Origin of the sequence: Streptosporangium sp. CA-135522 (assembly GCF_050949235.1) — a bacterium.
GTDB lineage: Bacteria > Actinomycetota > Actinomycetes > Streptosporangiales > Streptosporangiaceae > Streptosporangium.
In genome coordinates, this window is sequence record NZ_CP192026.1 from 3,821,008 (window position 1) to 3,845,510 (window position 24,503).

Sequence of the window (24,503 nt, forward strand, 5' to 3'; positions counted from 1 at the left end):
GACGTTTAGATTGGTTCAAACCCGCCGGGGTAGTCTTCCCCGTCATTCGTCTTTGCTCTCGAGCTCGCGCTGTTCGGGACCGTGAAAAGCTTCGTCATCCCTTCGTAATCAATGCGAATGGTAACGAATCCCAGGTCGACCGCCGTAATGCCGTAATCGTTTCCTTGGAGCCTGTACTTGAAGTCGAAATGGTAGGACTGTGTGGTCGTCTCCTCGAACGCCTTCTTCAGTTCGTCATGGTCCTTTTCTTTTTGGTATTTAATGAACCAGTAGTCGGCCGACTCGTTTTCCTTGAGATTGTAGATCTTGTAGATTTCTTCGTGTGCGTACGTCGTGAGATCGCCTGTGAGGGTTCCTTCCACCCAGGCGCCCGATCCGATGACATCGATCGTGGCTCCGGTGACCTTGCGGAATCCCTTGTATACCTCGATCTTCGACCCTCCGCCTATCATTGAAACCGCCGGGGCCGACGGATTGATTTCGTTGTCTACGACACGTAGATAGTTTTCTTGATACATTTTCTCACACCTAACGACATTCGAGTTCTTGTGTGGGATGTCTTTCATGATTTTCGGGGATTGAAGCCGTCTCCCCGCACTGCATCATGCCCTTGGTGGAATAATTCCATTCGTATCCGTCGACAAACAGTTCGCCAAGTCCTATGCCGCTCTGAAGTCAGGGCCGAAGTGTTCTCATGTCGTGAGACCGAGTGGCTGAAGACCGTCGGAGAGATGGCTACGGTAATGGTTGGCGGCAATGGCAATGGCAATGGCAATGGCAATGGCAATGGCGATGGCGATGTCGGTGCGGCCGATCAGGCGAGCCGACCCGATGACCAGGTTCCGGAAGCCGGCCATGATCCGAGGAGCGGAGCCGGTGCGGATCTTCGAGGCTTCCTCGCCTGATGGACGCCAACCGCATCGCCGAAGGCATCGACCTGTGCGCGCCGTGCGTGCCGGACGAGGAAGCGGAACCGTTCGTGGATTCCTAGCGACAGTTCCCGCGCGACTTCGGCGGTGTCCGGGCACGCAGGGCCCGGGTGAACCAGTCGAGCACCGGCGCGAGGCTTTCCGGGGCCGGCCAGCCGTTGATCACCGCGAGCAGACGGAGGTACCGCTCCCTGCGAGGGTCGTTCGCGGTCTCCAGCCGGGCCAACAGCCGGCGCCGGAGGTCGGCGTCGTCGGGACAGCCGAAGACGTGCGCGTACTGAGCCGTGACCGCCGCGACGACCGGATCGGCCTGGGGCGAGGCCGGATCGACGCCGGCCGCCAGGGCCGGGCCGGCCTGGTCGCGGACCATCGCGGCGGAGTCGCGGCGCAGGACCGTGGTGTCGCCCTGGGCCCGCTCGGCCGCGTGTTGTTCGGCCATGCGCCGCACACCGGCGCGAAAATCCGGATCCTGCGACAGCTCGGCCAACTCCATCCACGCCTCGACCTGCTCGGCCTCGGGATTGTCGGGCAACTCGGGGGTCATCGAACGCCTGATCCCCGCGAATCCGGTGTCGGCGTCCAGGCCGTCGAAGGCGGTGTCGAGGAAATCGTCGATCAGACGTCGGCGTTCGTCCTCGGAGAGCTTGGCCAGTTTGTGCATGAGATCCATCTCCTCAGGTGTGGACCCGCGCTTGGCCACCGCCGTCAGCACCGCGCGCCGCAGGCGCAGCGTTCGGATCTGCGTCGCCAGTGCTTCGGCGTGCGCCGTGGCGACCTCGGGAAGCGAGATCTCCCGGTCCACGACCTTCCGGATCGTGGGAAGGCCCACTCCCAGCTCGCGTAGCGTCCGTACGAGATCCAGGCGCGCGACGGCGTCGATGCCGTAGAGGCGGTAGCCGGCCGGGCTACGGTCGGTCGGCGGCACGATCCCGCGGTCGGAGTAGAACCGAATGGCCTTGACCGTCAGCCCGGTCCGCCTGGCCAGATCACCGATCGAGTAGAGCGTGTCGCCGTCCATGCCCCTACTCTCGCGCCTCCCCTTACCGGAGACTCAAGCCCGTCCGCCGTGATGAGGCTCCCGGGCCCCGCGTAGGGATGCCGTCAAAGCTTGCCGCTCCGCCGTATGGAAGCCGTCAAGAAGTGCCATATGTGCAGAAAACCACGATTTGCTGGCTTTGTGCCACCGGTTCGGTGGCGGTGAGAGCATTTCCGGATTTTGAGGAGTGGGGATGGCCGACGTCATCTTCGTCGTCCTGACGGTCGCGGTGTTCGCGGTCCTCGGGCTTGTGGTGAAGGCGGTGGAGCGGCTGTGAGCGCCGTCAACGCCGCCGGTCTGGTGGTGGTCGCGGTCTTGGTGATCTTCATGGTCGCGGCGCTGCTCTTCCCGGAGCGTTTCTGATGAGCCCCACCCTCGCCGGAACCCTGTTCGTCGGGTCCATCGTCCTCGTGCTGGTGCTGACCCACCGCCCGCTGGGCGATCACATGTACCGCGTCTACACCGGCACCGGACACACCGTCGTCGAGCGGGTGATCTACCGGGCCATCGGCGTGCGGCCGGAGGCCGGACAGCGATGGAGCGTCTACGCCCGCGGCGTGCTGGCGTTCTCGCTGGTCTCGGTCCTGTTGCTGTACGGCTTGCAGCGCCTGCAGGACAAGCTGGCGCTGTCGCTGGGCATGGCGCCGGTCACCGACCACGTCGCCTGGAACACCGCGGTCAGCTTCGTGACCAACACCAACTGGCAGGCCTACTCGGGTGAGTCCACCATGGGACACCTGGTGCAGATGGCCGGCCTTGCCGTGCAGAACTTCGTCTCGGCGGCGGTCGGCATGGCGGTGGCGGTCGCGCTGATGCGCGGATTCGCCGGGAAGCGGACCGACGACCTCGGCAACTTCTGGGTGGACCTGGTCCGCGGCACGATCCGCATCCTGCTGCCGATCGCCTTCGTCGGCGCGTTGGTGCTGGTGGCCGGCGGCCTGATCCAGAACTTCGCCGAGCCGCACACGGTGACGACCCTGACCGGTGGACAGCAGGCGATCACCGGTGGCCCGGTGGCCAGCCAGGAGGTCATCAAGGAGCTCGGCACCAACGGCGGTGGCTTCTACAACACCAACTCCGCTCACCCCTTCGAGAACGCCACGAGCTTGACCAACTGGTTCGAGATCGTGTTGATCCTGCTCATCCCGTTCGCGCTGCCACGCACCTTCGGAAAGATGGTCGGCCAGGTCAGGCAGGGGTATGCGATCGTCGCGGTGATGGCCGTCCTGGCTCTCGCCGGCGTCGTGCTGACCAACGTCTTCGAGCTGTCCGGAGGCTCCACCGTCGCGCAGGCCGCCGGCGCCGCGCTGGAGGGCAAAGAGGTGCGGTTCGGGGTGTCGAACTCCGCCACCTTCGCCGCCGCCACCACGCTGACCAGCACCGGCGCGGTCGACTCCTTCCACGACTCCTTCACCCCGCTCGGCGGCATGATGACGATGGTCAACATGATGCTGGGCGAGGTCGCGCCGGGAGGGGTCGGCTCGGGCCTGTACGGCATGCTCGTCCTCGCGGTCATCACGGTCTTCGTCGCCGGGCTCATGGTCGGCCGCACGCCGGAGTATCTCGGCAAGCGGATCGGCGCCCGCGAGATCAAGCTCGCCTCGATGTATTTCCTGGTCACCCCGGTCCTGGTGCTGACCGGCACCGCCGCGGCCATGGGCTCGCCACAGCAGCGGACCGGCATGCTCAACGGCGGCCCGCACGGCCTGTCGGAGATCCTGTACGCCTTCACCAGCGCCTCCAACAACAACGGCTCGGCGTTCGGCGGTCTCACCGTCGACACCCCGTGGTATGACATCGCGCTCGGCCTGTGCATGGCGTTCGGACGCTTCCTGCCCATCGTGTTCGTGCTCGCCCTGGCCGGGTCGCTGGCCGGACAGGCGCCGGTACCGGTCTCGGCGGGCACGCTGCCCACGCACCGGCCGCAGTTCGTCGGCATGGTCGCCGGCGTGACGGTCGTCCTGGTCGCCCTGACCTTCCTGCCCGCCCTGGCGCTGGGCCCGCTCGCAGAAGGAATCCACTGATGTCCACCCCCACGATCGAGGCGCCGGGCCGTACCCCCGCTCCGCGCAGGAACGGCAGCGTCGGCGGCGGGCTGCTCGACCCCAAGCAGCTGATCACGTCGCTGCCGGCCGCCCTCGCCAAGCTGAACCCCGCGCACCTGTGGCGCAACCCGGTCATGCTGATCGTCGAGGTCGGCGCGTTGTTCACCACGGTGCTCGCGGTGATCGACCCGTCGTTCTTCGCCTGGGCGATCGTCGCCTGGCTGTGGCTCACGGTGGTCTTCGCCAACCTGGCCGAGGCCGTGGCCGAGGGGCGCGGCAAGGCGCAGGCCGCCACGCTGCGCGCGGCCAAACGCGACACCACCGCCCGGCGGTTGAAGGACTGGCGGCCGGGCCGGCAGGACGTCCCCTTCGACCACGTCGGCGCCCCGGAGCTGAGGCAGGGCGATTTCGTGATCGTCGAGGCCGGGGAGATCATCCCAGGCGACGGCGACGTGGTCGAGGGCATCGCCAGCGTCGACGAGTCGGCCATCACCGGCGAGTCGGCGCCGGTCATCCGCGAATCCGGCGGCGACCGCTCCGCGGTCACCGGTGGCACCAGGGTGCTGAGCGACCGGATCATCGTCCAGATCACCCAGAAACCCGGCGAGAGCTTCATCGACCGGATGATCGCCCTGGTCGAGGGCGCCAACCGGCAGAAGACGCCCAACGAGATCGCGCTGAACATCCTGCTGGCCGCGTTGACGATCATCTTCCTGGTCGCCACCGTCACCATGCAGCCGCTGGCGATCTACTCCACGACCGTCAACCCCGCGATTCCCGACTCCCTCGCCCTGACCGGCGACGGCGTCACCGGCGTCGTGCTGGTCTCGCTGCTGGTCTGCCTCATCCCGACCACGATCGGCGCTCTGCTGTCGGCGATCGGCATCGCGGGCATGGACCGCCTGGTCCAGCGCAACGTGCTGGCCATGAGCGGCCGGGCGGTCGAGGCCGCCGGCGACGTCAGCACGCTGCTACTGGACAAGACCGGCACCATCACTCTCGGCAACCGCCAGGCGTCGGAGTTCGTCCCGGCGCCCGGCGTCTCCGCCGACGATCTCGCCGCGGCCGCGCAGCTGGCCAGCTTCGCCGACGAGACCCCCGAGGGCCGCTCCATCGTGGTCTACGCCAAGCAGGCCTACGGCCTGCGCGAGCGGCAGCCGGGGGAACTGGACCACGCCGAGTGGATCGCCTTCACCGCCCAGACCCGCATGTCCGGCGTCGACATCACGCCGGACCCGGGCGATCGCGGTACCGGCGGCCGTCAGGTCCGCAAGGGCGCCGCCACCGCGGTCATGCGCTGGGTCCGCGACAACGGCGGGCACCCGACCGACGAGGTCGGCGCCATCGTGGACGCCATCTCCGGCTCCGGAGGAACCCCGCTGGTCGTCGGCCAGGTCACCGACGGCAAAGCACGCGTGCTGGGCGTCATCCACCTCAAAGACGTCGTCAAGCAGGGCATGCGCGAACGGTTCGACGAGATGCGCCGGATGGGCATCCGCACCGTCATGATCACCGGGGACAACCCGCTGACCGCCAGGGCCATCGCCGACGAGGCCGGCGTCGACGACTTCCTGGCCGAGGCCACCCCCGAGGACAAGCTCGCGCTGATCAGAAAAGAGCAGGAGGGCGGGCGGCTGGTCGCCATGACCGGCGACGGCACCAACGACGCGCCCGCGCTCGCCCAGGCCGACGTGGGGGTGGCGATGAACACCGGCACCTCGGCGGCCAAGGAGGCCGGCAACATGGTGGACCTCGACTCCAACCCCACCAAGCTCATCGAGATCGTCGAGATCGGCAAGCAACTGCTCATCACCCGCGGCGCGCTGACGACCTTCTCGATCGCCAACGACATCGCCAAGTATTTCGCGATCATCCCCGCGATGTTCGCCGCGCTCTACCCGGGACTGGACGCCCTCAACATCATGCGCCTGGCCAGCCCGCAGTCGGCCATCCTGTCCGCGGTCGTCTTCAACGCGATCATCATCGTGGCGCTGATCCCGCTGGCCCTGCGCGGGGTGCGCTACCGCCCATCCGGTGCCTCGAAGCTGCTCAGCCGCAACCTCTACGTCTACGGCCTGGGCGGCATCGTCGTCCCGTTCATCGGCATCAAGATCATCGACCTGCTCGTCCAATTCCTTCCCGGGATGGCATAAATGGACCGCCTGCCCAGCTGGATCCGCCGGCACCTCGCCGCGCTGCGCGCGCTGCTCGTCCTGACCCTGGTCCTCGGCGGGGCCTACCCGCTGCTGGTCACCGGGGTCGCCCAGGTCGTCTTCAGCGGCAACGCCAACGGCTCGCTCGTCCAGAGCGAGGACGGCAAGACCGTCGGCAGCGCCATCGTCGGCCAGAACTTCACCGACGCCGACGGCAAGCCGATCAGAAAGTACTTCCAGAGCCGCCCGTCCGCGGCCGGAGACGGCTACGACATGCTGGCCACCTCCGCGAGCAACCTGGGCCCCGAGGACGTCGTGGACGTCCCGCCGGTGCCCGGCGCCGAGAACGCCGCGGGCGAACCGGAGGAGGGCAGGCAGAGCCTGCTCACCCGGATCTGCGCCCGCAGCAAGGCCGTCGGGGAGCTGGAGGGCGTCAGCGGGGCCCGGCCGTACTGCACGCCCGACGGCGTCGGCGCCGTGCTGAAGGCCTTCCCCGCCGTCGGGGCCCCGGCCCGGGTGGTCAGCGTCAACCAGGCCTGCCCGGCCGCCCCGTTCGTCGCCGTCTACCAGGGGGTGAAGGTGGAGTGCGCCGAGCCCGGCGAGGACTACGCGGCCGGCCGTACCGTCCCGATCCGGGGCGACGCCAGGGCGACGGTGCCCGCCGACGCGGTCACCGCCGGCGGCTCCGGCCTCGACCCGCACATCTCGCCGGCCTACGCCGAGTTGCAGGCACCCCGGGTGGCCCGGGAACGCGGCCTGCCCGTGCGGACGGTCAGGCAGCTCATCCGGGACAACACCACCGGTCGCTCCCTCGGCTTCATGGGGGAGCCGGGCGTGAACGTCCTGCGGCTCAACCTGGCTCTCGACAGGGGATAGCCGTCCGCCGCGAGGGAGCCCGGTCGCGGGCTCCCGCTCGCGCGCTTCCCCCTCACGACCTCTCAGGTCGCGCTGGAGGCCCCGGCGAGCGACGGGTAATCCTTGAGATCGATGTTCGTGGCGAACATGTCGGTCGACTTCAGCAGCGCCCACATCAGGAACCTGCGTTTGAACATCCAGTTCCGCATCCTGATCTTCCCTGGCGTCGCCGGGGCGAGGAAGGCGCCGGCGTTGCCCTGCCGGGACACCTTGGCGTAGCCGCGGAACGCCTCCTCGTACGCGCGGAACGCCATCCGGTGGTCGCCGCCGGCCGCCGCCAGCTCCCCGGCCAGCACGTACGCGCCCACGACGGCCAGTCCGGTGCCGAAGCCGCCCAGGGTGTTGCCGTAGGCGGCGTCGCCGAGCAGCGCCACCCGTCCCGTGGCGTAGGTGTCGATCTCGACCCGGCTGATCGAGTCGAGGTAGAGCTCGCGCGCGTCCGCCACCTTTGCCATGAGCTCGGGGATCCGCCAGCCCCCGCCCCGGTAGGCGTCGGCCAGGATCCGCTTGTGCCGGTCGGTGTCGTAGCGATCGTAGTCGAGCTCCTCGGAGGCGAAGACGAAGAACGCGGGCGCCTTGGGGCCGCCGATCGCCGCCATCCTGCCCGGCTCGTTGTACATCACGCCGTCGGGACCGGTGTCGATGTCGGCCAGCGCGTAGTAGTGGCCGAGGAAGCTCACATACTGCGACTCGGGGCCGAAGGCCAGCCGCCGCACGTTGGAGTGGATGCCGTCCGCGCCCACCACGAGGTCGAAGGTGCGCGGCGCGCCGCGCTCGAAGGTGACGTGCACGCCGCCGGCCGTCTCGGTCAGCGAGGTGATGCTGTCGCCGAAGACGTACTCGCAGCTCCCCGCGGTCCTGTCGTACAGCAGGGCGGCCAGGTCACCGCGGGAGATCTCGACGTCGCCGCCGGTGAACTCGCCCGACATGACCGCCAGCCGCCTGCCGTCGGCGTCGACGATGACCTGGTCGATCCCGCCGGTCTGGTGCCGCCGCACCTCCTGCAGGATTCCCATCCGCTCCAGAACGGCGAGCTGGGTCGCGCCCTTGAAGTCGACGCGCTGGCCGCCGGGGCGGAGCGCGGGCGCCTTCTCGACGACGGTGACGGCGCAGCCGTAGCGGTTCAGCCAGTAGGCGAGCGCGGGGCCGGCGATGCTCGCGCCGGAGATGAGGACCGTGGTGTTCTTCATGTCCACGAGCTTGTCGAGGGGCGCTGACAGCTCACCGACCAACGGCTGACACTCTTCTCCGCACCTTGTCGGACTCCGCACCTTGTCGGACTCCGCACCTTGTCGGACTCCGCACCTTGTCGAGCTCGGTGGCTCCGGTGATCTCTGTGGCTCTGGCCGCCCAGGGCCTGACCAACGCCGAGATCGCCGGCCGCCTCTCGATCACCGTCAATACCGTCGAGACGCACCTAAGCCGGATCTACAGCAAATTGGACGTGTTCCGGCGCGATCTCATCCTCCGCCCGCCCCTCGCCCCCGAAGCCTGACGGCGGAGGGTCACCGGGTCATGGTGAGGACGGCGGTCGCCTGGTAGTTGCTGTCGGGGTCAGGGCCTGTGCGCGATGGCGGGGTCGTTCCCGATGTGGTCATATCCACGGTCCGGCGCTGGTGCTGCCGGCCTCCCCGTCGAGCACGGCCGTCGCCTCGTCGTAGCGCATCGCGGCTCCGCGGGCGAACGCCGACGCGAACGCCTCCGCGCCCGCGAGGTCGCGGGCGTCCGCGGCCGTCCGGGCGACGTCGCGGTCGGCGGCCACGGCCGCCCCGCGCAGCGCCACCGCCACGCCTAGCAGCAGCGCCGCCCGTTCCCCCGCGACCTCCGGCCGCGTCTGCGATCCCCGCGGGGCCTTCCCATCACCCGCCGGAGCTTCCCCCACCCGCTCCAGCAGGACGGCTTCTGCCTGCCCCTCGGCGGCCACGGCGCGGTCCACCACCAGGGGCGACCTCCGGGCCGCGGCCAGCGCCTGCCGATGGCGAAGCCGGGCCTCGGCGAGATCGCCTTCGGCCCGGGCCAGCCGGCCCAGCGCGGTCAGCGCGCGCACCCGCACCCCTTCCGAGCCGAAAACCCCGGCCTCCGAGGCTCGCAGTGCCGTCTCGAACCGGCGGCGGGCCTCGGAGAAGTCCCCCTCGGACCGTGCGATCCCGCCCAGGCCCAGGTGGACCTCGCCGGGCGCATCCGGCCAGCCCGCCCTGCGGGCGAGCTCTGCGGCGCGCCGATAGTCGGCGGCGGCGGCAGCGAGCTCCCCCTGGCGCGTCAGCCCTTCGGCCCGGTGCACCAGCACGTCCGCGGCCTCTTCCAGGGCGCCGAGCTCCTCCAGCACGGTCAGCGCCTCCCCCCACAGCTCGCCGGCCCGCGCCCACTTTCCGCGCAGGCCGGCGAGCAGGGCCAGCCCGTCGAGCCCCTGGGCCGTTCCCCAGCGCTCGCCCAGGGAGCGGAAGCGGGACAGCACCTCCTCGAACTCCCGCTCCCCCCGAGCGGGGTCACCGTTGAGCACCGCCAGCAGGGCCAGGCTCAGCCGTCCCAGCGCCTCGTTCCACGGGTCGGAGCCCATGAGCCATTCGACATCGGCCCCGGGCCGCTGCGGCGGCCCCGCGACCATGCCCCACAGGGCCATGGCGAACGGGTGCTGCGGCGGCCGGTCCAGCGACCACATGATCGCCCCGGCCTGTTCCCAGTGCTCGGGCGACGCCCGTGGCACGGCGTGCGCCACGCACATGACGTACTCCTCCTCCAGCCCCTCGGGAGGCCCGCCCATCGCGCCGAGGAGTTCGGCGGCCGCCTCCCCGGTCTGACTGCGCCGCCCGCTCAGCCACCAGTACGCCGCCAGCGCGGCGATCAGCCGCAGCGCCGTCTCCCGGTCCTCGCGCACGGCCCAGTGCAGCGCGTTCATCAGGTTGTCGTGGTCGGCGGAGAGCCGAGCCAGCCAGTGGAGCTGCTCGGCCCGGCGGAGGTGAGGGTCGGCACGCTGGGCCAGGTCGAGGAGGTAACGGGCGTGGGCGCCGCGCAGGACCTCCTGCTCTCCGGCCTCGGACAGCCGTTCCGCGCAGAACAACAGGATCGTGTTGAGCATCCGGTACCGGTCGCCGTCCGCCTCGATCAGCGACTTGTCCACCAGGTCGGCCAGCACTCCGGCGGCGTCCTCGACGTCACAGACCGCCTCGACCGCCTCCAGGGACGCGCTTCCTGCGAAAACGGTGAACCGCCTGGCCAGCGCCTGCTCGTCCGGCGTGAGGAGGTCCCAGCTCCACTCCACCACCGCGTGCAGGGTCTGATGCCGGGCCGCCGCGGTGCGGTCGCCGCGCGACAGCAGCCGGAAACGGCCGTGCTCGGCCAGGCGCGCGGCGATCTCCTCGACGCCGAACGACCGCAGCCGCGCCGCCGCCAGCTCGATGGCCAGAGGCAGTCCGTCCAGCGTCGCGCAGATCCGGCTGACCGCCGCCACGTTGTCCGGCCCCACCTCGAACGCCGGCCGTACGGCCGCCGCGCGGCCGGCGAACAGCCGCACGGCCGGATAGGTCAGTGCGACGGCCGGCGAGGAGTCTGGCGGCGGGGTGGCCAGCGGCACCAGCGGCACCAGCGTCTCGCCGGTGATGCCCAGGGGCTCGCGGCTGGTCGCCAGGACGCTCAGTCCCGGGCACCCGCCCAGCAGCGCACGGGTCAGCGCGGCGGCGGCGGCGATCACGTGCTCGCAGTTGTCGAGGATGAGCAGCAGCTCCTGCTCGGCCAACGCCGACACCAGGCGCCGCGCGGGGTCGGGCGCGTGCGGTGACGGGAACCCGGTCTCGCGCAGGCCGAGCGCGCCGAGCACCGCGTGGGGCACCTGGTCGCCGCCGTCGAGCGGGGACAGGTCGACGAAGCACGCCTCACGCCGCGCGCGCCCGGCCGCCTCGATCGCCAGCCGGGTCTTGCCGGTGCCGCCGGGCCCGATGACGGTGATCAGCCGGGAGTCGCGCAGCGCGTCGAGTTGATCAAGCTCCCGCTCGCGTCCCACGAAGCTGGTCAGCTGTGCCGCGATCCGCTGCCGCGGCACCGGTGCCGGCTGCTCGGCGCGCAGGATGGCCAGGTGGAGCGCGGTGAGCTCGGGCGACGGGTCGGTGCCGAGCTCGTCGGCGAGCAGGCGCCGGGTCTCCTCGAACACCGCCAGCGCCTCGGCCGGTCTCCCCGCCGCGCACAGAGCGCGCATCAGCTGCCCGCTGAGCCGCTCCCGCAGCGGATGCGCGGCCACCAGCCGTTGCAGCTCGGCGACCGAGGCGCCCTCGGGAAGGGCGAGCTCCGCCTCCACGAGGTCTTCGGCCGCCGTCAGCCTGAGCTCCTCCAGCCGGGCCGCCTGCGCCTGCCCGGAGGGCAGGTCGGCCAGGGCGGGTCCCCGCCACAGGCCGAGCGCCTCCCGCAGCAGCGCCGCGGCGGCGGCGTTACCACCGGCGGACACCAGCCGCCGCCCCTCGCGGGCGAGCCGTTCGAAGCGGTGGGCGTCGACGTCGTCGGGGTCGATCGCGAGCCGGTATCCGGCCCCGTGGAATTCGATCAGCTCGGCGGGCAGGACTCGGCGCAGGCGGGACACCTGGGCCTGTACGGCGTTGGCGGCGCCGGCGGGCGGGTCGTCGCCGTACTGGCCGTCGATCAGCCGCTCCACGCCGACCACCCTGCCCGCGTCCAGCAACAGCATCACCAGCAGGGCGCGCGGACGGGGCCCGCCGACGGCGACCGCTTCACCGGCGGGGGAGCGGACGTCCAGAGGACCGAGAATGCCGAACTGCATGGCGTCGATTGTCCCTTACGCCCGACCTGGCTACGCCCGACCTGGCTACGCCCGGCCCGGCGCGGTGCACGAAGGCGGCCGGGGCACGGGCGGAAGATCATCCGGTGCTGTCGGTGCTGTCGGTGCTGTCGGGGGCGTTCCGGCGTGAGGTCCGCGACCAGACGACCGCACCGAGAATCACGAGCGCGACGAGCCCACCCCAGATCCACCCCGGCACCTCCGGGGAGGAGCCCTGGCCGCCGGTCGTCGCCGGACCCGCCGCCACCGGGGCGGGCGAGAGCGACGCGGTGGGACCGCCGCGCGTGGCCGGGGCGGACGGGGCCGCCGAGCCGGTCACGGTGAAGGGGATCTCGCCTTCGACGGGGTGACCGTCGGAGGAGACGACCCGCCAGGCGATCACGTACTCGCCCGGGGCGATCGCCCCGGTGACCTTCGAGATCACCTTGGACCCGTCGGCCTGCGACCTGCCGATGGCCACGGGCGCGCCGCTCGCCTCGCGCAGGGCCACGGCGGGGAACATGACGCGGGCGCTGAAGACCAGCTCGATCCGCTCGACGGACGAGACTTCGGCGTCCCTGGCCGGGAAACTGCTCTTGAGACTGTCATGGGCGAGCGCGGTGGGCGCGGTGAGCATGAGCGTCGACCAGCAGCAGAACGCCACCAGAACGGTCTTGCGGATGAAACGTGGCAGGTGTGCCATCACGGAACTCCAGAAGAGACTCCCGGACCGCGCCCTCGGCACGGCCGGCAGGCCGGAAAGACGCTTCCTCACAGAAAGGGAGCGTTCGGTCACGGGGCGCGTCGGCCGCCGGACCCTCCGGGTTCCCTCAGCCGACGCCACCCGGCGTGGGCGGGCCACGCCTGCGCAGCGCCGGGCAGATCTCCCAGCCGCCGTACGGCCGGACATCGGAGGTGGGTACGGCCCGCCAGGCCTGCCATGAGGTCTCGACGACGGTGACGAACAGCCGGATCACCGGCATCCGCATGCCGCACAGGCGGATCATGAGCCACAGCGCGCTCTCGCCACGGTGCAGCCACCACCCGGTCAGCGATGCCACCACCAGATGGACCACCGTCATGCCCCAACCGGGATGGCCGTGATCGGCGGCGACGGAGGTCGTGTGCGGCGCCGGCGCGGCACGGGTGAACAGCTCGTGCAGCAGGATCTGCGTGCCGGCGGTCGCGGGAAGCACGACCTCCAGGCCGCGCTCACGCCCGTTGAGCATGTAGGCGAGGCAGAAGGCGATCACCGCGCCGAGAACAGTCGGCCCGACGGGTATCGGTCCGCCGCCGGCCAGGGCGTGGCCGCCGCCGGAGACCGCGAGGCACGCCGTCGCGAAGACGAGTGCTCGCGGCACGCGCAGCGCCGACGCCATCGGGGTCACGGACGCCATCCTTCCAGCCCGCCCATCCGGGGAGAAGACCGGCCTTCCAGCCTGCCCACCCGCGGAGAAGGCCAGCTTCCCGGGTCCTTCGCCCCTGACGGGACACCGCCGGTGCAACCGTGACGTCTTCCGCGGACGACGCCTGCCGTCCGCAGAGCGCCCGCCGAGGGCTCGAACATGGTGCGCGGGCTCAACCGGTGAGCGGGCTCAACCGGTCAGGCGCCGGACTCTGAGGATGTTGTCCGTGCGGGTGCCCGGCCGCCCGTCGGGGCCGGTCTGGACGCGCGGGTGCTCCTCGCAGAGCTGCACCTCCCACTGCCCGTCCGGGAGGTCAAGGGAATGGAGCACCTCTTCGGGCGTGGGGAAGCGCACGTCGGAGTGCGGATCGTGCTCCCATGAGGGATGCCCGGCGTGTCCGACGACAAGGAGCACCCCGCCGGGGGCGACGGCGTCGGCGGCGGTCCGCAGGATTTCCTCTCGGGGCAGTTCGGCAGGGGAGTGCAGGAAATGGGCGGAGACGAGGTCGAAGACACCGGCGGGGAAGGTCGTGCCGAGGTCGTGCCGCTGCCAGTCGATGCGGTCGGCCACATCGGCCTCCGCCGCGTGCCCGGCCGCCCGGTCCAGGGCGACCTGGGAGACGTCGACGGCGGTGACGTGCCATCCGCGCCGTGCGAGCCAGATCGCGTCGGCTCCCTCGCCGCATCCCAGGTCGAGAGCTCTGCCAGGGGGCAGGTCGGTGGCTTCGCGGATCAGGGCGGCGTTGGGGTTTCCACTCCAGATCCGGTCGCTCTGGGAGTAACGGGCGTCCCAGAACCGCTCGGCAGAGGTGTCGTCCAGGTAGTGGGTCGCGGCGTCTCCTCTGCCGGCGCGGTGGGCGGCGACGGCCCGCCGGGTCTCCTCGGCGATCAGGTCGGCGTTGATCGCCGCGCCGGCGCGCACGCCCGCGCCGGCGGCGCCGATGAGCTGCTCGGTCAGGTTGGCCACGTTGCCGGCCACCCACACTCCGGGAAGTTTCGTCGCCCCGGACGGGTCGGCGGCGACGTAGCCGCCGATCACCTGTCCGCCCATCTCCTGATCGGTCGGCTCCAGGCCCAGGCCGGTGAGGAAGCCGGCGCGAGCGGTGAGGCGCGGGGCCACCACGAGAGCCTCGCAGGAGACCACCCGGCCATCGGCCAGGCGTACGCCGGTGAGCCGGTCGTCCGCCACCTCCAGCGCCGTCACCTGTCCGTCCAGCACGGTGATGTCGCGGGCGGCCAGTTGCTCGCGCTCGTCGTCGCCTGGCTCGGAAGCGGTGTGCAGGAAGAGGGTCACGTCCTTGCTCCACTGCCGCCACAGCAGGGCCTAGTGGACCGCCAGCGGCCCGGTGGCCAGGACGCCGATCGCCCGGTCGCGCACCTCGCAGCCGTGGCAGTAGGGGCAGTGCAGCACATCGCGTCCCCATCGCTGCGCCATGCCGGGCAGCGGGGGCAGTTCGTCGACCAGGCCGGTGGCCACCAGCAGCCGGTCCGCCACGACCGCGGACCCGTCCCCGAGCACGACACGGAAGCTTCCGCGGTCCAGCCGCTCGGCCGCCACGACGTCGCCCGTCACGATCTCACCGCCGTAGCCGGTCACCTCGGCGCGGCCCGCGGCCAGCAGCTGCGAGGGCGGCATGCCCTCGCGTGTCAGGTAAGCGTGGACGTGGGCCGCTGGAGCGTTGCGCGGCCGGCCGGCGTCGATCACCAGCACCGAGCGTCGTGCCCGGGCCAGGGTCAGCGCCCCGCTCAGCCCGGCGGCGCCACCGCCGACGACCACGACGTCATAGCGCCGTTCCTCGCCCACGGGGGCGGCGGGCGTCTTCTGTTCCACATGTGCAGTCATGGGTAGTACCTCCGTTCACCGTTCACGATGGATGGTGCGCCCGCGCCCCGGTGTTTGACAAAATTCGTTGCCGGATCGGCAAACAGGCGGGTGGCGGACGGCGACCTCGTCCTCATCGCCGGCGAGGTCGCCGAGTTCGACACCGCGTACCGCACGCGTACGCCGGCGCCGGAGCGCAGCCGGTCGAATTCCTCAGTCCGTTCGGGAGTCCGTTCGGGCCGCGGGGCGAGTGGACGAAGGTGCGTGCCCGCGGCCGGCCGGGCTGAGGTGCGCGACGAACCGCGCGGTCGCCGCCGTGGGGACCGATCTCGGGTGCCAGGCCAGGCCGATGGGCCGGTGCTGGGCAGGGAGGAGGGGACGGTAGGCGGGATCGTCGTGTTCCAGGACGGCCGGGCGGGGCAGGACGCCCACCCCGAGGCCGGCACCGATGAGCCCCCGCACGGTGGCGATCTCCTCGCTCTCGAACGCGATCACCGGCTCGAAACCGGCGGCGTGGCAGAGCCTGTCGATGACCCGGCGCAGGTCCGTGGTGCGGGCGAACGCGATGAACGGTTCGTCACGCACGTCCCCGAGTGCGAGCCCGGGCGCGTCGGCGAGCGGATGGTCGACGGCCAGGGCGATGCACAGCTCCTGCTCCCGCAGTCGATGCCAGCGCGCGCCGGTCTCCTCCGGGGGCGGCGTGACCAGGGCGACGTCGATGTCCTCGTTGTGCAGCCAGGTGAACAGTTCCCGGGCGAAGCCCTGATGCAGCTCGAACCTGATGCCCGGGGTGACGCTCCGGTAGTCGCGGAGGATCTCCGGGACGAGCCAGCGTCCCACGGAGTGCAGGAATCCGAGCCGGATCAGCCCGGTGTCGGGGTTGGCCAGGGCGTCGATGCGGCGGCGGGCGGCGTCCAGGTCGCCGACGGCTCGACCGGCGTGATCGCGGAACAGGGCGCCGAACCGGTTGACGGCGAGTCTGCGACCGTGCCGGTGGAACAGCTCGACACCGAGCTCGGCTTCCAGCCGGGCGAGCGAGCGTGACAGCGTCGACTGGTTGACCCCTTCGATCGCGGCCGTGTCCCGCATGTTCTCCGTGTCACACAACGACAGGAACCAGCGCAGCGCCTGCATGTCCATCCAGTGATGATGCGTATCACGCATCAACAATGTCAATTATTGCATTTTGAGCATCATGGCTGGCGAAGCAGCATCGGAGCATGACCTCCACTCTTCCCTGCCGGACCGCGCCTGCCGGGGCCGCACCGGCCCATGCCGGGCACCGGCCGGGTGACCCCGCCTACCGGCGGGTCACCTTCGGCCTGGCGCTCGGCGGGCTCGCGAACTTCATGGCGCTGTACTACGTCCAGCCGCTCCTGCCCGGCATCGCCAGGGGCTTCCAGGTGTCCGCGGCCGCGTCGACGGCGGTGCTGTCGCTGTCCACGGTCACCATGGCCGCCGCGCTCCTGCTCGTCGGCCCGCTCTCTGACGTGGTCGGGCGCGTGACGATCATGCGGCTGTCCCTGGTCGGCACGGCGGTGCTGGGCATCGCCGCCGCGTTCGCGCCGACCTGGCACGGCCTTCTGGTCGTCAGAGGCCTGGAGGGCATCGCGCTGGCCGGCCTGCCTGCGGTGGCCCTGGCCTACCTGCGCGAGGAGGTGCACCCCCGGGCGCACCTGCGTGCGAACGCCGCCTACATCACGGGCACGGCGCTGGGCGGGGCGGCCGGCCGGCTGCTCCCCGGACCGCTCGACGCGCTGTGGGGCTGGCAGGGCGCCACCCTGGTCGTCGGCTGCCTCACCCTGGCCTGCGCGGCCGGCCTGTGGATCATGGTGCCGCCGTCCCGGCGCTTCGAACGCTCCAGCCCCAGGCCGAGGAGCCTGCTGCGCAACACCCGGCTGACCCTGCGGGATCCGGTCCTCGTCATGCTGTGCCTGGTCGGGGCGGCCACCATGGGCGCGTTCGTCGGGCTGTACAACGCCATGGCGTTCCGGCTGGAGGCCGCCCCCTACCTGCTGGGGGGCGCTGCCGCGCTGGTGTTCCTGGCCTATCCGGTGGGCGTTCTCGCGCCGCTCGCGGCGGGCCGCGTCGCCGCCCGGACCGGGCGTGGCCGCGGCGCTCTGATCGGTGTCGTCCTCCTGCTCGCCGGCGTGCTGCTCACCGCCGCGACCCCGTTGCCGATGGTCGTCGCCGGTCTCGGCGTGGTGACCTTCGCGTTTCTGGGCACTCACTCGCTGGTCAGCGGCTGGGTGTCCGACCGGGCCCATCGGGTCGGCGTCGGCGTCGGGCAGGCCTCCGGGCTGTACCTGCTGGCCTACTACCTGGGCAGTTCCGTGTTCGGCGCGCTGGCCGCCCACCGGTGGCAGAGCGGGGGATGGCTCAGCGTGACCGTCGTCTCGGCGGCCCTGGTCGCCGGCGCCGGCGGTCTCGTGCTCGCGGCGCGGCGCTTCGACGGGGCGGCGCGTCGTTATCCGCCGAAGGAGGCGGCGAAGTCCCGGCCGCAGATGCCGGCGGTGGGCGGCACGCGAGAGGCGTCCAGCGCGACCGCGGGCGGTTTGCCGGTACGCAGCACCGTGCTCAGGAGGTCGTCGGCGGCGCGGCGGATCGTCGCGCGGACGAAGTCGTAGATCAGGTGGGCCGGTGCGCTCGCGAACGCCTCGGGCGCGTAGTGCTCGATGGAGTCGACGATGACGGCTCCCGCGTTGGTCAGCGGGCTGGGCAGGTGGGTGATACCCCGCCGGTGCAGCAGGCCGGCGGTCGCCGGGCCACCGGCCAGTACGGCGTTGGCCGCCCCGATCACGGCCCGGCAGCGCAGCCGCGCCGCCAGCTCTGGACCGATCAGGTCGTTGGTGGAACAGGGGACGAGGACGTCCACGGGGTGCCGATGCCAGTCGGTGACCGGATGGCATCCGGGCACGGCCGCCGCCCTGGGCCGGACGTCGTAGGTCAGGACCCGGGCCCCTTCGACGGCCAGCTCCATGGCGAGAGGCATGCCGACCTTGCCGGTGCCGTGCACGAGGAAGGTGTGATCGGCCAGCCGCCCGCCGGTGAAAGCGTCGAGCGCTCCCAGCACGCCGAAGGCGGTGGCGATGCCGGGATCGACCGGACTGCCCAGAGCGCTGAGGACGTAGGGGGTCAGCTGTGCCAGCCGGATCATGTCCGCTTCGCCGGTGCCCAGGTCGACACCGGTGTAGACCTGGCCCCGGCGCCGGTTCAGCACCTCGGCGACGGCGTGCAGGAGATCGTCGCTGACCGTTCGCGCACCGCTGACCACGATCTTGGCGCCGATGAAGCCGGTACGGTGCAGGCGGTGCTTGGCCAACATCTCCTGCGCCAGCCGGCGGCTCAGCGCCCGGGCGTGGTTCTCGCCGACCCCCGCCGGGCAGAGCCGCAGACCGCCGCCGGCAGGGAGGGGGCCGTCACGCTTCGAGCCGGCGAGCGCGAGGTGGATGGTGGTCCCGTCCGGACCCCGATGGCGCTCGACGGTGTGCCGCCCCGGCGACGGCCGGTGCGCGGCGACCGTGGCGGTGGGGCAGGCCTTGTCCATCGGTGACCGTCTCGCTTTCGGTTCAGGGGCGGGCCGGGCGGTTGCCGCCGAGCACCGGCCCGGCGCGGGCGCCCCGGAAACCGGGGCGGATGCGAGGACCTGGCCGGTCGTCCACGCGGCGATCTCTTCCTCGGCGAGGCGTGACCGCGGGACGCCTGAAGAGCCGACACGCGGGATCGGCGGATCGGCCGGGCACGTGCTCGATTGTGGCGGTTCGGAATCCAGCACCGGCATGTGCCGGCGCATCCGGCCCGCGGTCCTGCCGACGGGCGCGCCGGGTCATCCCGGCGCGAGGGTCGCTTCGTCCGGAATGCGATCCGGAGGGGCTCATGTCGAGCCACGGGCCTAGGCCGTGGCGCGCGTGACCGATGCCGTCGCAGTCCGAACATCGAAGAGGATATCAGATGGCGAGATACGCACCGTTATCAAAGCGTGATCTGTGGTCGCTCTCGCAACCCGAAGACCGTGTCATCCTCCGGGCCGTACCGCGGGTGCCGGGCGCCCCGGACGTGTGTACGGCTCACGCCCGGCCGGGCGTGAGCCGTACACGCGCCCTCACTTGATGGATCCGGCCGTGAGGCCGCCGACCACCTTCCGCTCGATCAGCCCGAACAGGATGATGACCGGGATCGTGGCGATCACCGAGCCGGCGAACAGGTTCTGCCAGTCGACCTCGTACTGGCCGATGAAGGAGTTGAGCGCCACGGTCAGCGGCTGCTTGTCCGGTGAGGTGGTCAACGTCAGGGCGACCACGAACTCGTTCCAGGCGGCGATGAAGGTGAAGATCAGCGCGGTGACCACGCCGGGCGCCGCCAGCGGCAGTGTGATCCGGAACAGCGCGCCGAATCGGCCGTTGCCGTCGATGAACGCCGCCTCCTCCAACTCGCGCGGGATCGAGGAGAAGTAGGCGTTGAGGATCCAGACCGCGAAGGCCAGGTTGAAGCCTCCGTTGACCAGGATCAGCGACCAGATCGAGTCGACCATGCCGAACTGGAAGAACTCGCGGTAGATGCCGACCAGCATCGCCGTCGGCTGGAACATCTGGGTGATCAGCACCAGCACCAGGAACGCCGTGCGGCCCCGGAACTCGTGCCGGGCGGTGTAGTAGGCCGCCGGCAGCGCCACCAGCAGGACCAGGATCGTCGACCCGGCGGCGACCTGCAGGGTGACCAGCAGGTTCCCCGCCAGCCCTCCGGACCAGAAGCCGGTGAAGTTCTCCCAGGCGAACGACTTGGGCAGATAGGCCGCCGTGCGCAGGTCCTGTTGCGGCCGCAGCGCGGTCAGGACCATCACCAGGTACGGGAAGAGGAAGACGAACGCGATCAGGTAGGCGCTCGCCGCGACGATCACCGTCTTGATCGACGGCAGCCTCCGGGCCGGAGCCGGGGACGCGGTACGGCCGGCGGTCCGGGCCGCGGGCGCGGTCTGGGTGACGGTCATCAGGACACCTCGGTCTTCCACTTGCTCACCTTGAGGAAGATCGCCACCAGGACGATCACCATGCCGAAGTTCACGACGGACATGGCGGCCGACTCCCCGATGTTGGAGCCCTTGAGGATGTACATGAAGATCGTGGAGGTGGCCGTCGAGTAACCCGGCTGGCCGTGCGTCATCGCCCAGATGATCGGGAAGCTGTTGAAGACGTTCATCACGTTGATGAGCGTCGCCACGGTCAGCGCCGGACGCAGCATCGGAAGGGTGATCGACCAGTAGATCCGAAGCTTGCCCGCGCCGTCCATCCTGGCCGCCTCGTAGACGTCCGACGGGATCGTGGCCAGGCCGGCCAGGAGGGCGTAGGTCGTGAACGGCAGCGAGACGAACACCGCCACGGCGATCAGCCACGGCATCGCGGTCGAGGCGTTGCCGAGCGGGTCGGCGTCCGCGCCGCCCAGCGCGTCGAGCAGTCCCAGGTCGTGCAGGATCATGTTGATCAGGCCGACCTCGGGGTCGAGCATCCACTTGAAGATGATCGCCGTCATCAGCACCGAGGCCGCCCACGGCGCGATCATCGCCCAGCGCGCGATCCGGCGGCCGGGAAAGCTCTGGTTGAACAGCTGGGCGAGGCCGAGCGACAGCAGGACCGTTAGGGCGACCACGGCCACCACCCAGATCAGGCTGCGGAACATCACCCCGCCGAAGTCGGGCTCGTCGAACAGCTTGCCGTAGTTGTCCAGCCCGTTGGTTCCCTGGACCACGCCGAACCTGCTGATCTTGAGGAACGACGACTGGATCATCGTGACGACCGGCCAGACGACCACCACGCCGATCAGCACCACCGCCGGACCGATCCAGGCGAGAGGTCCCAGCGCTCGGGCCACCCTCTTCGGGGTGGAGATCTGCTGCATAACTCCTGCTTCCTGCAAGGGGTACGGCTCGCGCCCGCGGCGCGCGCCGCGGGCGCGAGCCGTACCGCTGGATCAGCCGGCCTCGGCGACCTTCTGGATCGAGCCGAGCACCGCCGCGGGGTCGGAGGTGACGGCGTTGCCGATGGTCTGCTTGATCTGGGTGTTCACCTCGGACCACTTGGGGTCGGTGAACGGGTAGAAGGTGGCGTTGGGCAGCGCGTCAAGGAACGGCTTGAGCTTCTCGTCCGAGGAGAGCTTCTCGATGCCCGAGGTGGTCACCGGCAGCAGCTTGTAGGTGTCGCTGATCTTCTGCACGGCGGAGGAGGAGTAGAAGAAGTCGAAGAACTTCTTGACCTCCTCCTTGTGGCCGTTCTTGTTGAAGGCCATGATCCAGTCCATGACGCCGAGAGTGGTGTCGAGCGGACCGGACTTGCCGGCGATCGGGGCGACGCCGAAGTTGGTCAGGCCGCCCTTCTCGAAGATCGGGATGGACATGGGGCCGCCGTTGACCATGCCGACCTTGCCCGCCGCGAAGTCCTCCCAGACCTTCTTACGGTCCTTGGTGCCCGGGTTCGGGGTGGTCAGGCCGGCGTCGACCATGCCCTTGAGGAACGTGAACGCCTCGACGTTCTGTGGCGAGTTGATCGTCCACTTGCCGGCGGTGTCCTTGTATCCGCCGCCGTTACCCAGGAACCACAGGAACGACTCGGCCTGTGCCTCCTCCTGGCCCAGCGGCAGGCCGAACGGCTGGGAGACCCCGGCCTTCTTCAGCTTCTCCGCCGCGGCCTTGACCTCGTCCCAGGTCTTGGGGGCCTCGGTGATCCCGGCCTTGCCGAACAGGTCCTTGTTGTAGAACAGGGCACGGGCGGAGGAGACGAACGGGATGCCGTACGCCGAGCCGTCCACCTTGCCGAACTCCGCGAACTTCGCCAGCAGGTCGGACTGGGTGGTGGACGAGAGGACCTCGTCGGTCTTGTAGAGCAGACCGTCCTTGACGAAGCCCGAGTAGTCGCCGGTCTGCAGGATGTCGGGCATCTGCCCGTTCTGCACCATGGTGGCGACCTGCTTGTCGATGTCGTTCCAGTTGATGACCTGGACCTCGACGTTGATGTTCGGGTTGGCGGCCTTGAACTCGTCGGTGACGCCCTTCCAGAACTTCTCGCCGCTGTCCGGCGCGGTGGGGCCGGCGCCGTAGTCGGCCGCGACCAGCTTCAACGTCACCGAGCCGTCGGCGGCCTTCTCGCCGCCGCCGTTACCACCGCCGTCACCGCCTGAGCCGCAGGCGGAAAGGGCCAGCAAGGCGGCCACGCCGAGGGTGGTCGCGCCGGCGATCTTCTTGTTCATCTCGATTACCACCTTGAACTGGGACCGCTGGTCCGTACCGGGTGAGGGTGAGAGGGAGGGACGCCCGTGTTGTGGGTTCCGTCAGAGTAAGTGGACGGCGAATGATCGGTCTATACCAGTAGATATCGGATCTACAACAACCTGGAGACAAAGGGGAGTGCTGGTCTATACCGGTTGAATCGGCCGATTCGGGCGGCGTCATGGGGCGCAGACGAACTTCGCGTCGGCCCGGTCGGCTCGGTCGGCGCCGTTGCCGTCACCGGAGTCGTTGACCTCCAGCTCCGCGACCCTGGCTCGGCGATGTCCGTGTCCGGCGTCTCCGGCCGGGTGGTGCCGGTGAGCAGCCCGGAGGTGAGCGCGACCTCGCCGTCAGCGATGACCTTGAACGTCACCGGCCGTGGTCGGCGATCTCGTCGTCCCGCTCCGACCTTGGCGGTGAACCGGGTGCGGCCGTCGCCGAGGTGGTGGGTGGCCTTCGAGTATGCGTGGTGCCCGGCCCCTGGCGCACGTCGTGCCGGCCGGGCCGAGGGCCTCGTCGTTCCCGGCGCGGTTCTCGCCGTCGCCGCGGTCCCTCTCCACCGTCCCCCAGCGGTCGGCGCTCTCCAGGGGGCAGATCCGAGGCGTACACCGTGCCTTCGCGCACCTCGCCTGCGGTATAGACCGGGGTGAGCAGGAAGTCCTTGCCGGGCGGGAACCGGTATCGGGCCGCCTCACTCCAGGAGCCGGCGTCCTCGGGATGTTCCGGCGCCGGCGGCCGGGAGATCGGCGCGCCGGTCCACGGGTGGTGTCGGCTGCGGCCTCGGCGCCCCGCGGCGGCCCGGTCAGGACGGTGGCGGCCAGATCGGTGGCGGCCAGATCGGCGGCCACCGCTCCGATCCTGCCGGAGGGTCGATCTGCGCGATTCTGCTCATAAAGTCTCCGTTTCGCTCTTGTTTGAGCTTATAGGGAGGGTATAGTGCATTAAATCGCGCATGTCACTACTTGAGAGTCACGCCAAAGTGGGGTACGGGGTCGGCTCGCGGCCTGCAGCCTGCACCGTGGTCGGCACTGCGGCGAGCCGTGCCGGCGGGCACTCAAGGGTAAGAGTCCGACAAAAACCAACATCAGGGCGCGAAACGTCGTTGACATGTGCCCAGAATGCAACTTTTATATGATTAAGTCTGTTTGATTAAGGTGAAGATTGATTAATTGATCAAGAAAATCACCGTAACCAAACTAGCGCCGGTGCTCGCTGGAGTACCCCGTGAGGCTCGCCGCCGGGTGCGGCTGCCATCGGGGCCCGCCATCGTGGCGGGCGACTCCAACCTCGCTGAGTGGAACGCCGCCCGTCTCCAGGAGCCCGAAGAGAACTCGTCTGGCCTGACCTGACCTGCTGTAGGAAGTAGGAATCATGTGTCGACATCAGCCCCAGTGCCCTCCCGCGGAAGCTCCCGATCGTGAGGCGGCGATGCTCGTGGCCTTCCATCCGGAGCAGGGATGGTGGTTGCTCTGCAACGGTGTGGTGATCTTCGACGACACCGGTGAACTCCTGCCTGACGGAAGCAGCGTTCCCGCCCACCGCAGCCCTTGCGGGCAGGCGACATGAACCCGCATCCCGGTCCCGTCGACGGACGGACGAACACACCACGCCTTCCGGCGGGCTCACCTTCGTTCGCGGTCGTCGCCGAAAGCCACCACGTGCGTCGCCAGCGCTGGTTCGACGCCGTTCTCAGCCGCTTCGCCGGGCTTGCCGCCGGCCAGGACGCCTCCTGGCGACTGACGCCCAAGCCGTCATCCGCGCGCAGGGCCCGCCGCCTGGCCCGGGCCTGGCTGGCCTACCAGGGGCTCGACGCGCAGAGCGAGGTCGCCGAGTTGCTCATCAGCGAGCTGGTCACCAACGCCCTGCGGCACACGCACGGCACGATCCGGCTCGCTCTCTCCTTCGAGGACGGCCTGCTGCGCTGCGAGGTCGAGGACGCCGACGGTGTGCCACCCCGCCCGCGCCAGGCCCGCGACGACGACGAGGCGGGGCGCGGACTCCATCTGATCGAGCAGCTGTCCTGCTGTTGGGGCAGCGCCCGCACGTCCACGGGCAAAGTCGTTTGGTTCGAGCTGCCCGCGTCCATCGCCTCAGGAAACTGAAGGCGGAGCCCTTCGCCGTCAGGCCGTGGATCGGCGGCATGAACGGCCGGCCGCTCGGCTCGGTGTAGCGGTCGATCGG

General features: G+C 70.2%; 23 protein-coding genes and 1 pseudogene. 9 read left to right on the top strand and 15 right to left on the bottom strand.

Translation table 11 applies throughout. The annotated features are described in order from the left end of the window. Positions 1–5 precede the first annotated feature (5 nt). From ACQPYK_RS17925 to ACQPYK_RS17935, 3 genes are all read right to left on the bottom strand, one after another. Positions 6–566: a hypothetical protein gene (locus tag ACQPYK_RS17925; RefSeq protein ID WP_433256589.1), complete on the bottom strand. Its 561-nt coding sequence runs from the start codon at positions 564–566 to the stop codon at positions 6–8. 126 nt (positions 567–692) lie between these two features. Beyond that, on the bottom strand, positions 693–857 hold the full coding sequence (locus ACQPYK_RS17930) for a hypothetical protein (protein WP_433256591.1): 165 nt from the start codon (positions 855–857) through the stop codon (positions 693–695). 130 nt (positions 858–987) lie between these two features. Beyond that, positions 988–1,947 carry a MerR family transcriptional regulator gene (locus ACQPYK_RS17935; protein WP_433256593.1) on the bottom strand — a complete coding sequence of 320 codons (960 nt, stop codon included), beginning with the start codon at positions 1,945–1,947 and terminating at the stop codon, positions 988–990. 291 nt (positions 1,948–2,238) lie between these two features. Here ACQPYK_RS17935 and ACQPYK_RS17940 point away from each other — a divergent pair, with 291 nt between their 5' ends. The 4 genes from ACQPYK_RS17940 to ACQPYK_RS17955 are packed head-to-tail and all read left to right on the top strand — an operon-like array spanning position 2,239 to position 7,039. Next, positions 2,239–2,328, top strand: coding sequence for a potassium-transporting ATPase subunit F (locus ACQPYK_RS17940; protein WP_433256595.1), 90 nt, complete (start codon positions 2,239–2,241; stop codon positions 2,326–2,328). Continuing rightward, positions 2,328–3,989 (top strand): potassium-transporting ATPase subunit KdpA, encoded by a 1,662-nt coding sequence (gene kdpA, locus ACQPYK_RS17945; protein ID WP_433256597.1) that lies wholly within the window; start codon positions 2,328–2,330, stop codon positions 3,987–3,989. The genes ACQPYK_RS17940 and kdpA overlap by 1 nt, the downstream gene beginning before the upstream one ends. Beyond that, a complete protein-coding gene (kdpB, locus tag ACQPYK_RS17950; protein ID WP_433256599.1) occupies positions 3,989–6,163 on the top strand; it encodes a potassium-transporting ATPase subunit KdpB in 2,175 nt (724 codons plus the stop codon). The genes kdpA and kdpB overlap by 1 nt, the downstream gene beginning before the upstream one ends. Continuing rightward, on the top strand, positions 6,164–7,039 hold the full coding sequence (locus ACQPYK_RS17955; protein ID WP_433256600.1) for a potassium-transporting ATPase subunit C: 876 nt from the start codon (positions 6,164–6,166) through the stop codon (positions 7,037–7,039). A gap of 62 nt (positions 7,040–7,101) precedes the next feature. Here ACQPYK_RS17955 and ACQPYK_RS17960 read toward each other — a convergent pair whose 3' ends face one another. Continuing rightward, a complete protein-coding gene (locus ACQPYK_RS17960; protein ID WP_433256602.1) occupies positions 7,102–8,268 on the bottom strand; it encodes an FAD-dependent monooxygenase in 1,167 nt (388 codons plus the stop codon). Between the two features lie 146 nt (positions 8,269–8,414). Here ACQPYK_RS17960 and ACQPYK_RS17965 point away from each other — a divergent pair, with 146 nt between their 5' ends. Further along, the gene (locus ACQPYK_RS17965; protein ID WP_433256604.1) at positions 8,415–8,573 is read left to right on the top strand and encodes a helix-turn-helix domain-containing protein; all 159 of its coding nucleotides are present in this window, start codon (positions 8,415–8,417) and stop codon (positions 8,571–8,573) included. Between the two features lie 99 nt (positions 8,574–8,672). Here the strand turns inward: ACQPYK_RS17965 and ACQPYK_RS17970 are convergent, their stop codons facing one another. The 6 genes from ACQPYK_RS17970 to ACQPYK_RS17995 form a co-directional block, all read right to left on the bottom strand. Next, positions 8,673–11,843: a BTAD domain-containing putative transcriptional regulator gene (locus ACQPYK_RS17970; protein ID WP_433256606.1), complete on the bottom strand. Its 3,171-nt coding sequence runs from the start codon at positions 11,841–11,843 to the stop codon at positions 8,673–8,675. 97 nt (positions 11,844–11,940) lie between these two features. After that, entirely contained in the window at positions 11,941–12,543 is a 603-nt protein-coding gene (locus tag ACQPYK_RS17975; protein WP_433256607.1) for a copper resistance CopC family protein, read from the bottom strand. Positions 12,544–12,670: 127 nt separating this feature from the next. Continuing rightward, positions 12,671–13,228 carry a hypothetical protein gene (locus ACQPYK_RS17980; RefSeq protein WP_433256609.1) on the bottom strand — a complete coding sequence of 186 codons (558 nt, stop codon included), beginning with the start codon at positions 13,226–13,228 and terminating at the stop codon, positions 12,671–12,673. 207 nt (positions 13,229–13,435) lie between these two features. Further along, positions 13,436–14,539, bottom strand: a complete 1,104-nt coding sequence (locus ACQPYK_RS17985) for a methyltransferase domain-containing protein (protein WP_433256611.1) — start codon at positions 14,537–14,539, stop codon at positions 13,436–13,438. A gap of 30 nt (positions 14,540–14,569) precedes the next feature. Next, the gene (locus tag ACQPYK_RS17990; protein WP_433256613.1) at positions 14,570–15,088 is read right to left on the bottom strand and encodes an FAD-dependent oxidoreductase; all 519 of its coding nucleotides are present in this window, start codon (positions 15,086–15,088) and stop codon (positions 14,570–14,572) included. Between the two features lie 192 nt (positions 15,089–15,280). Further along, positions 15,281–16,207, bottom strand: a complete 927-nt coding sequence (locus ACQPYK_RS17995) for a LysR family transcriptional regulator (RefSeq protein ID WP_433256615.1) — start codon at positions 16,205–16,207, stop codon at positions 15,281–15,283. Between the two features lie 80 nt (positions 16,208–16,287). Here ACQPYK_RS17995 and ACQPYK_RS18000 point away from each other — a divergent pair, with 80 nt between their 5' ends. Further along, a complete protein-coding gene (locus ACQPYK_RS18000; RefSeq protein WP_433256617.1) occupies positions 16,288–17,694 on the top strand; it encodes an MFS transporter in 1,407 nt (468 codons plus the stop codon). Between the two features lie 26 nt (positions 17,695–17,720). Here ACQPYK_RS18000 and ACQPYK_RS18005 read toward each other — a convergent pair. The 5 genes and pseudogenes from ACQPYK_RS18005 to ACQPYK_RS18025 all read right to left on the bottom strand — a co-directional run. After that, positions 17,721–18,860 (bottom strand): annotated as a pseudogene (locus tag ACQPYK_RS18005) (hypothetical protein); the annotation flags it as partial. Between the two features lie 309 nt (positions 18,861–19,169). After that, on the bottom strand, positions 19,170–20,054 hold the full coding sequence (locus ACQPYK_RS18010; RefSeq protein ID WP_433256618.1) for a carbohydrate ABC transporter permease: 885 nt from the start codon (positions 20,052–20,054) through the stop codon (positions 19,170–19,172). Further along, complete coding sequence (locus ACQPYK_RS18015; protein WP_433256620.1) at positions 20,054–20,959, bottom strand: carbohydrate ABC transporter permease; 906 nt, start codon at positions 20,957–20,959, stop codon at positions 20,054–20,056. Before ACQPYK_RS18015 ends, ACQPYK_RS18010 begins: the two co-directional genes overlap by 1 nt. 72 nt (positions 20,960–21,031) lie before the next feature. Further along, positions 21,032–22,303: an extracellular solute-binding protein gene (locus ACQPYK_RS18020; RefSeq protein WP_433256621.1), complete on the bottom strand. Its 1,272-nt coding sequence runs from the start codon at positions 22,301–22,303 to the stop codon at positions 21,032–21,034. Between the two features lie 131 nt (positions 22,304–22,434). Beyond that, on the bottom strand, positions 22,435–23,004 hold the full coding sequence (locus ACQPYK_RS18025) for an NPCBM/NEW2 domain-containing protein (protein ID WP_433258830.1): 570 nt from the start codon (positions 23,002–23,004) through the stop codon (positions 22,435–22,437). 523 nt (positions 23,005–23,527) lie between these two features. On the opposite strand from ACQPYK_RS18025, the gene ACQPYK_RS18030 reads away from it, so the two are divergent. The 3 genes from ACQPYK_RS18030 to ACQPYK_RS18040 are packed head-to-tail and all read left to right on the top strand — an operon-like array spanning position 23,528 to position 24,424. Beyond that, positions 23,528–23,671, top strand: a complete 144-nt coding sequence (locus tag ACQPYK_RS18030; RefSeq protein ID WP_433256623.1) for a hypothetical protein — start codon at positions 23,528–23,530, stop codon at positions 23,669–23,671. A gap of 22 nt (positions 23,672–23,693) precedes the next feature. After that, on the top strand, positions 23,694–23,888 hold the full coding sequence (locus ACQPYK_RS18035; RefSeq protein ID WP_433256625.1) for a DUF5999 family protein: 195 nt from the start codon (positions 23,694–23,696) through the stop codon (positions 23,886–23,888). Then, positions 23,885–24,424, top strand: coding sequence for an ATP-binding protein (locus ACQPYK_RS18040; protein ID WP_433256627.1), 540 nt, complete (start codon positions 23,885–23,887; stop codon positions 24,422–24,424). Before ACQPYK_RS18035 ends, ACQPYK_RS18040 begins: the two co-directional genes overlap by 4 nt. The last annotated feature ends 79 nt before the right edge of the window (positions 24,425–24,503 follow it).

Excerpts from the sequence above, each read along its gene's own strand:
- ACQPYK_RS17925 (WP_433256589.1), bottom strand. The coding sequence starts at position 566 with ATGAAAGACATCCCACACAAGAACTCGAATGTCGTTAGGTGTGAGAAA.
- ACQPYK_RS18035 (WP_433256625.1), top strand. The coding sequence starts at position 23,694 with ATGTGTCGACATCAGCCCCAGTGCCCTCCCGCGGAAGCTCCCGATCGT.
- ACQPYK_RS17935 (WP_433256593.1), bottom strand. The coding sequence starts at position 1,947 with ATGGACGGCGACACGCTCTACTCGATCGGTGATCTGGCCAGGCGGACC.
- ACQPYK_RS18010 (WP_433256618.1), bottom strand. The coding sequence starts at position 20,054 with ATGACCGTCACCCAGACCGCGCCCGCGGCCCGGACCGCCGGCCGTACC.
- ACQPYK_RS17970 (WP_433256606.1), bottom strand. The coding sequence starts at position 11,843 with ATGCAGTTCGGCATTCTCGGTCCTCTGGACGTCCGCTCCCCCGCCGGT.
- ACQPYK_RS17955 (WP_433256600.1), top strand. The coding sequence starts at position 6,164 with ATGGACCGCCTGCCCAGCTGGATCCGCCGGCACCTCGCCGCGCTGCGC.
- ACQPYK_RS17930 (WP_433256591.1), bottom strand. The coding sequence starts at position 857 with ATGGCCGGCTTCCGGAACCTGGTCATCGGGTCGGCTCGCCTGATCGGC.
- ACQPYK_RS17960 (WP_433256602.1), bottom strand. The coding sequence starts at position 8,268 with ATGAAGAACACCACGGTCCTCATCTCCGGCGCGAGCATCGCCGGCCCC.
- ACQPYK_RS18015 (WP_433256620.1), bottom strand. The coding sequence starts at position 20,959 with ATGCAGCAGATCTCCACCCCGAAGAGGGTGGCCCGAGCGCTGGGACCT.
- kdpB (WP_433256599.1), top strand. The coding sequence starts at position 3,989 with ATGTCCACCCCCACGATCGAGGCGCCGGGCCGTACCCCCGCTCCGCGC.
- ACQPYK_RS17975 (WP_433256607.1), bottom strand. The coding sequence starts at position 12,543 with ATGGCACACCTGCCACGTTTCATCCGCAAGACCGTTCTGGTGGCGTTC.
- ACQPYK_RS17995 (WP_433256615.1), bottom strand. The coding sequence starts at position 16,207 with ATGGACATGCAGGCGCTGCGCTGGTTCCTGTCGTTGTGTGACACGGAG.
- ACQPYK_RS18040 (WP_433256627.1), top strand. The coding sequence starts at position 23,885 with ATGAACCCGCATCCCGGTCCCGTCGACGGACGGACGAACACACCACGC.
- kdpA (WP_433256597.1), top strand. The coding sequence starts at position 2,328 with ATGAGCCCCACCCTCGCCGGAACCCTGTTCGTCGGGTCCATCGTCCTC.
- ACQPYK_RS17990 (WP_433256613.1), bottom strand. The coding sequence starts at position 15,088 with ATGACTGCACATGTGGAACAGAAGACGCCCGCCGCCCCCGTGGGCGAG.
- ACQPYK_RS18020 (WP_433256621.1), bottom strand. The coding sequence starts at position 22,303 with ATGAACAAGAAGATCGCCGGCGCGACCACCCTCGGCGTGGCCGCCTTG.
- ACQPYK_RS18000 (WP_433256617.1), top strand. The coding sequence starts at position 16,288 with ATGACCTCCACTCTTCCCTGCCGGACCGCGCCTGCCGGGGCCGCACCG.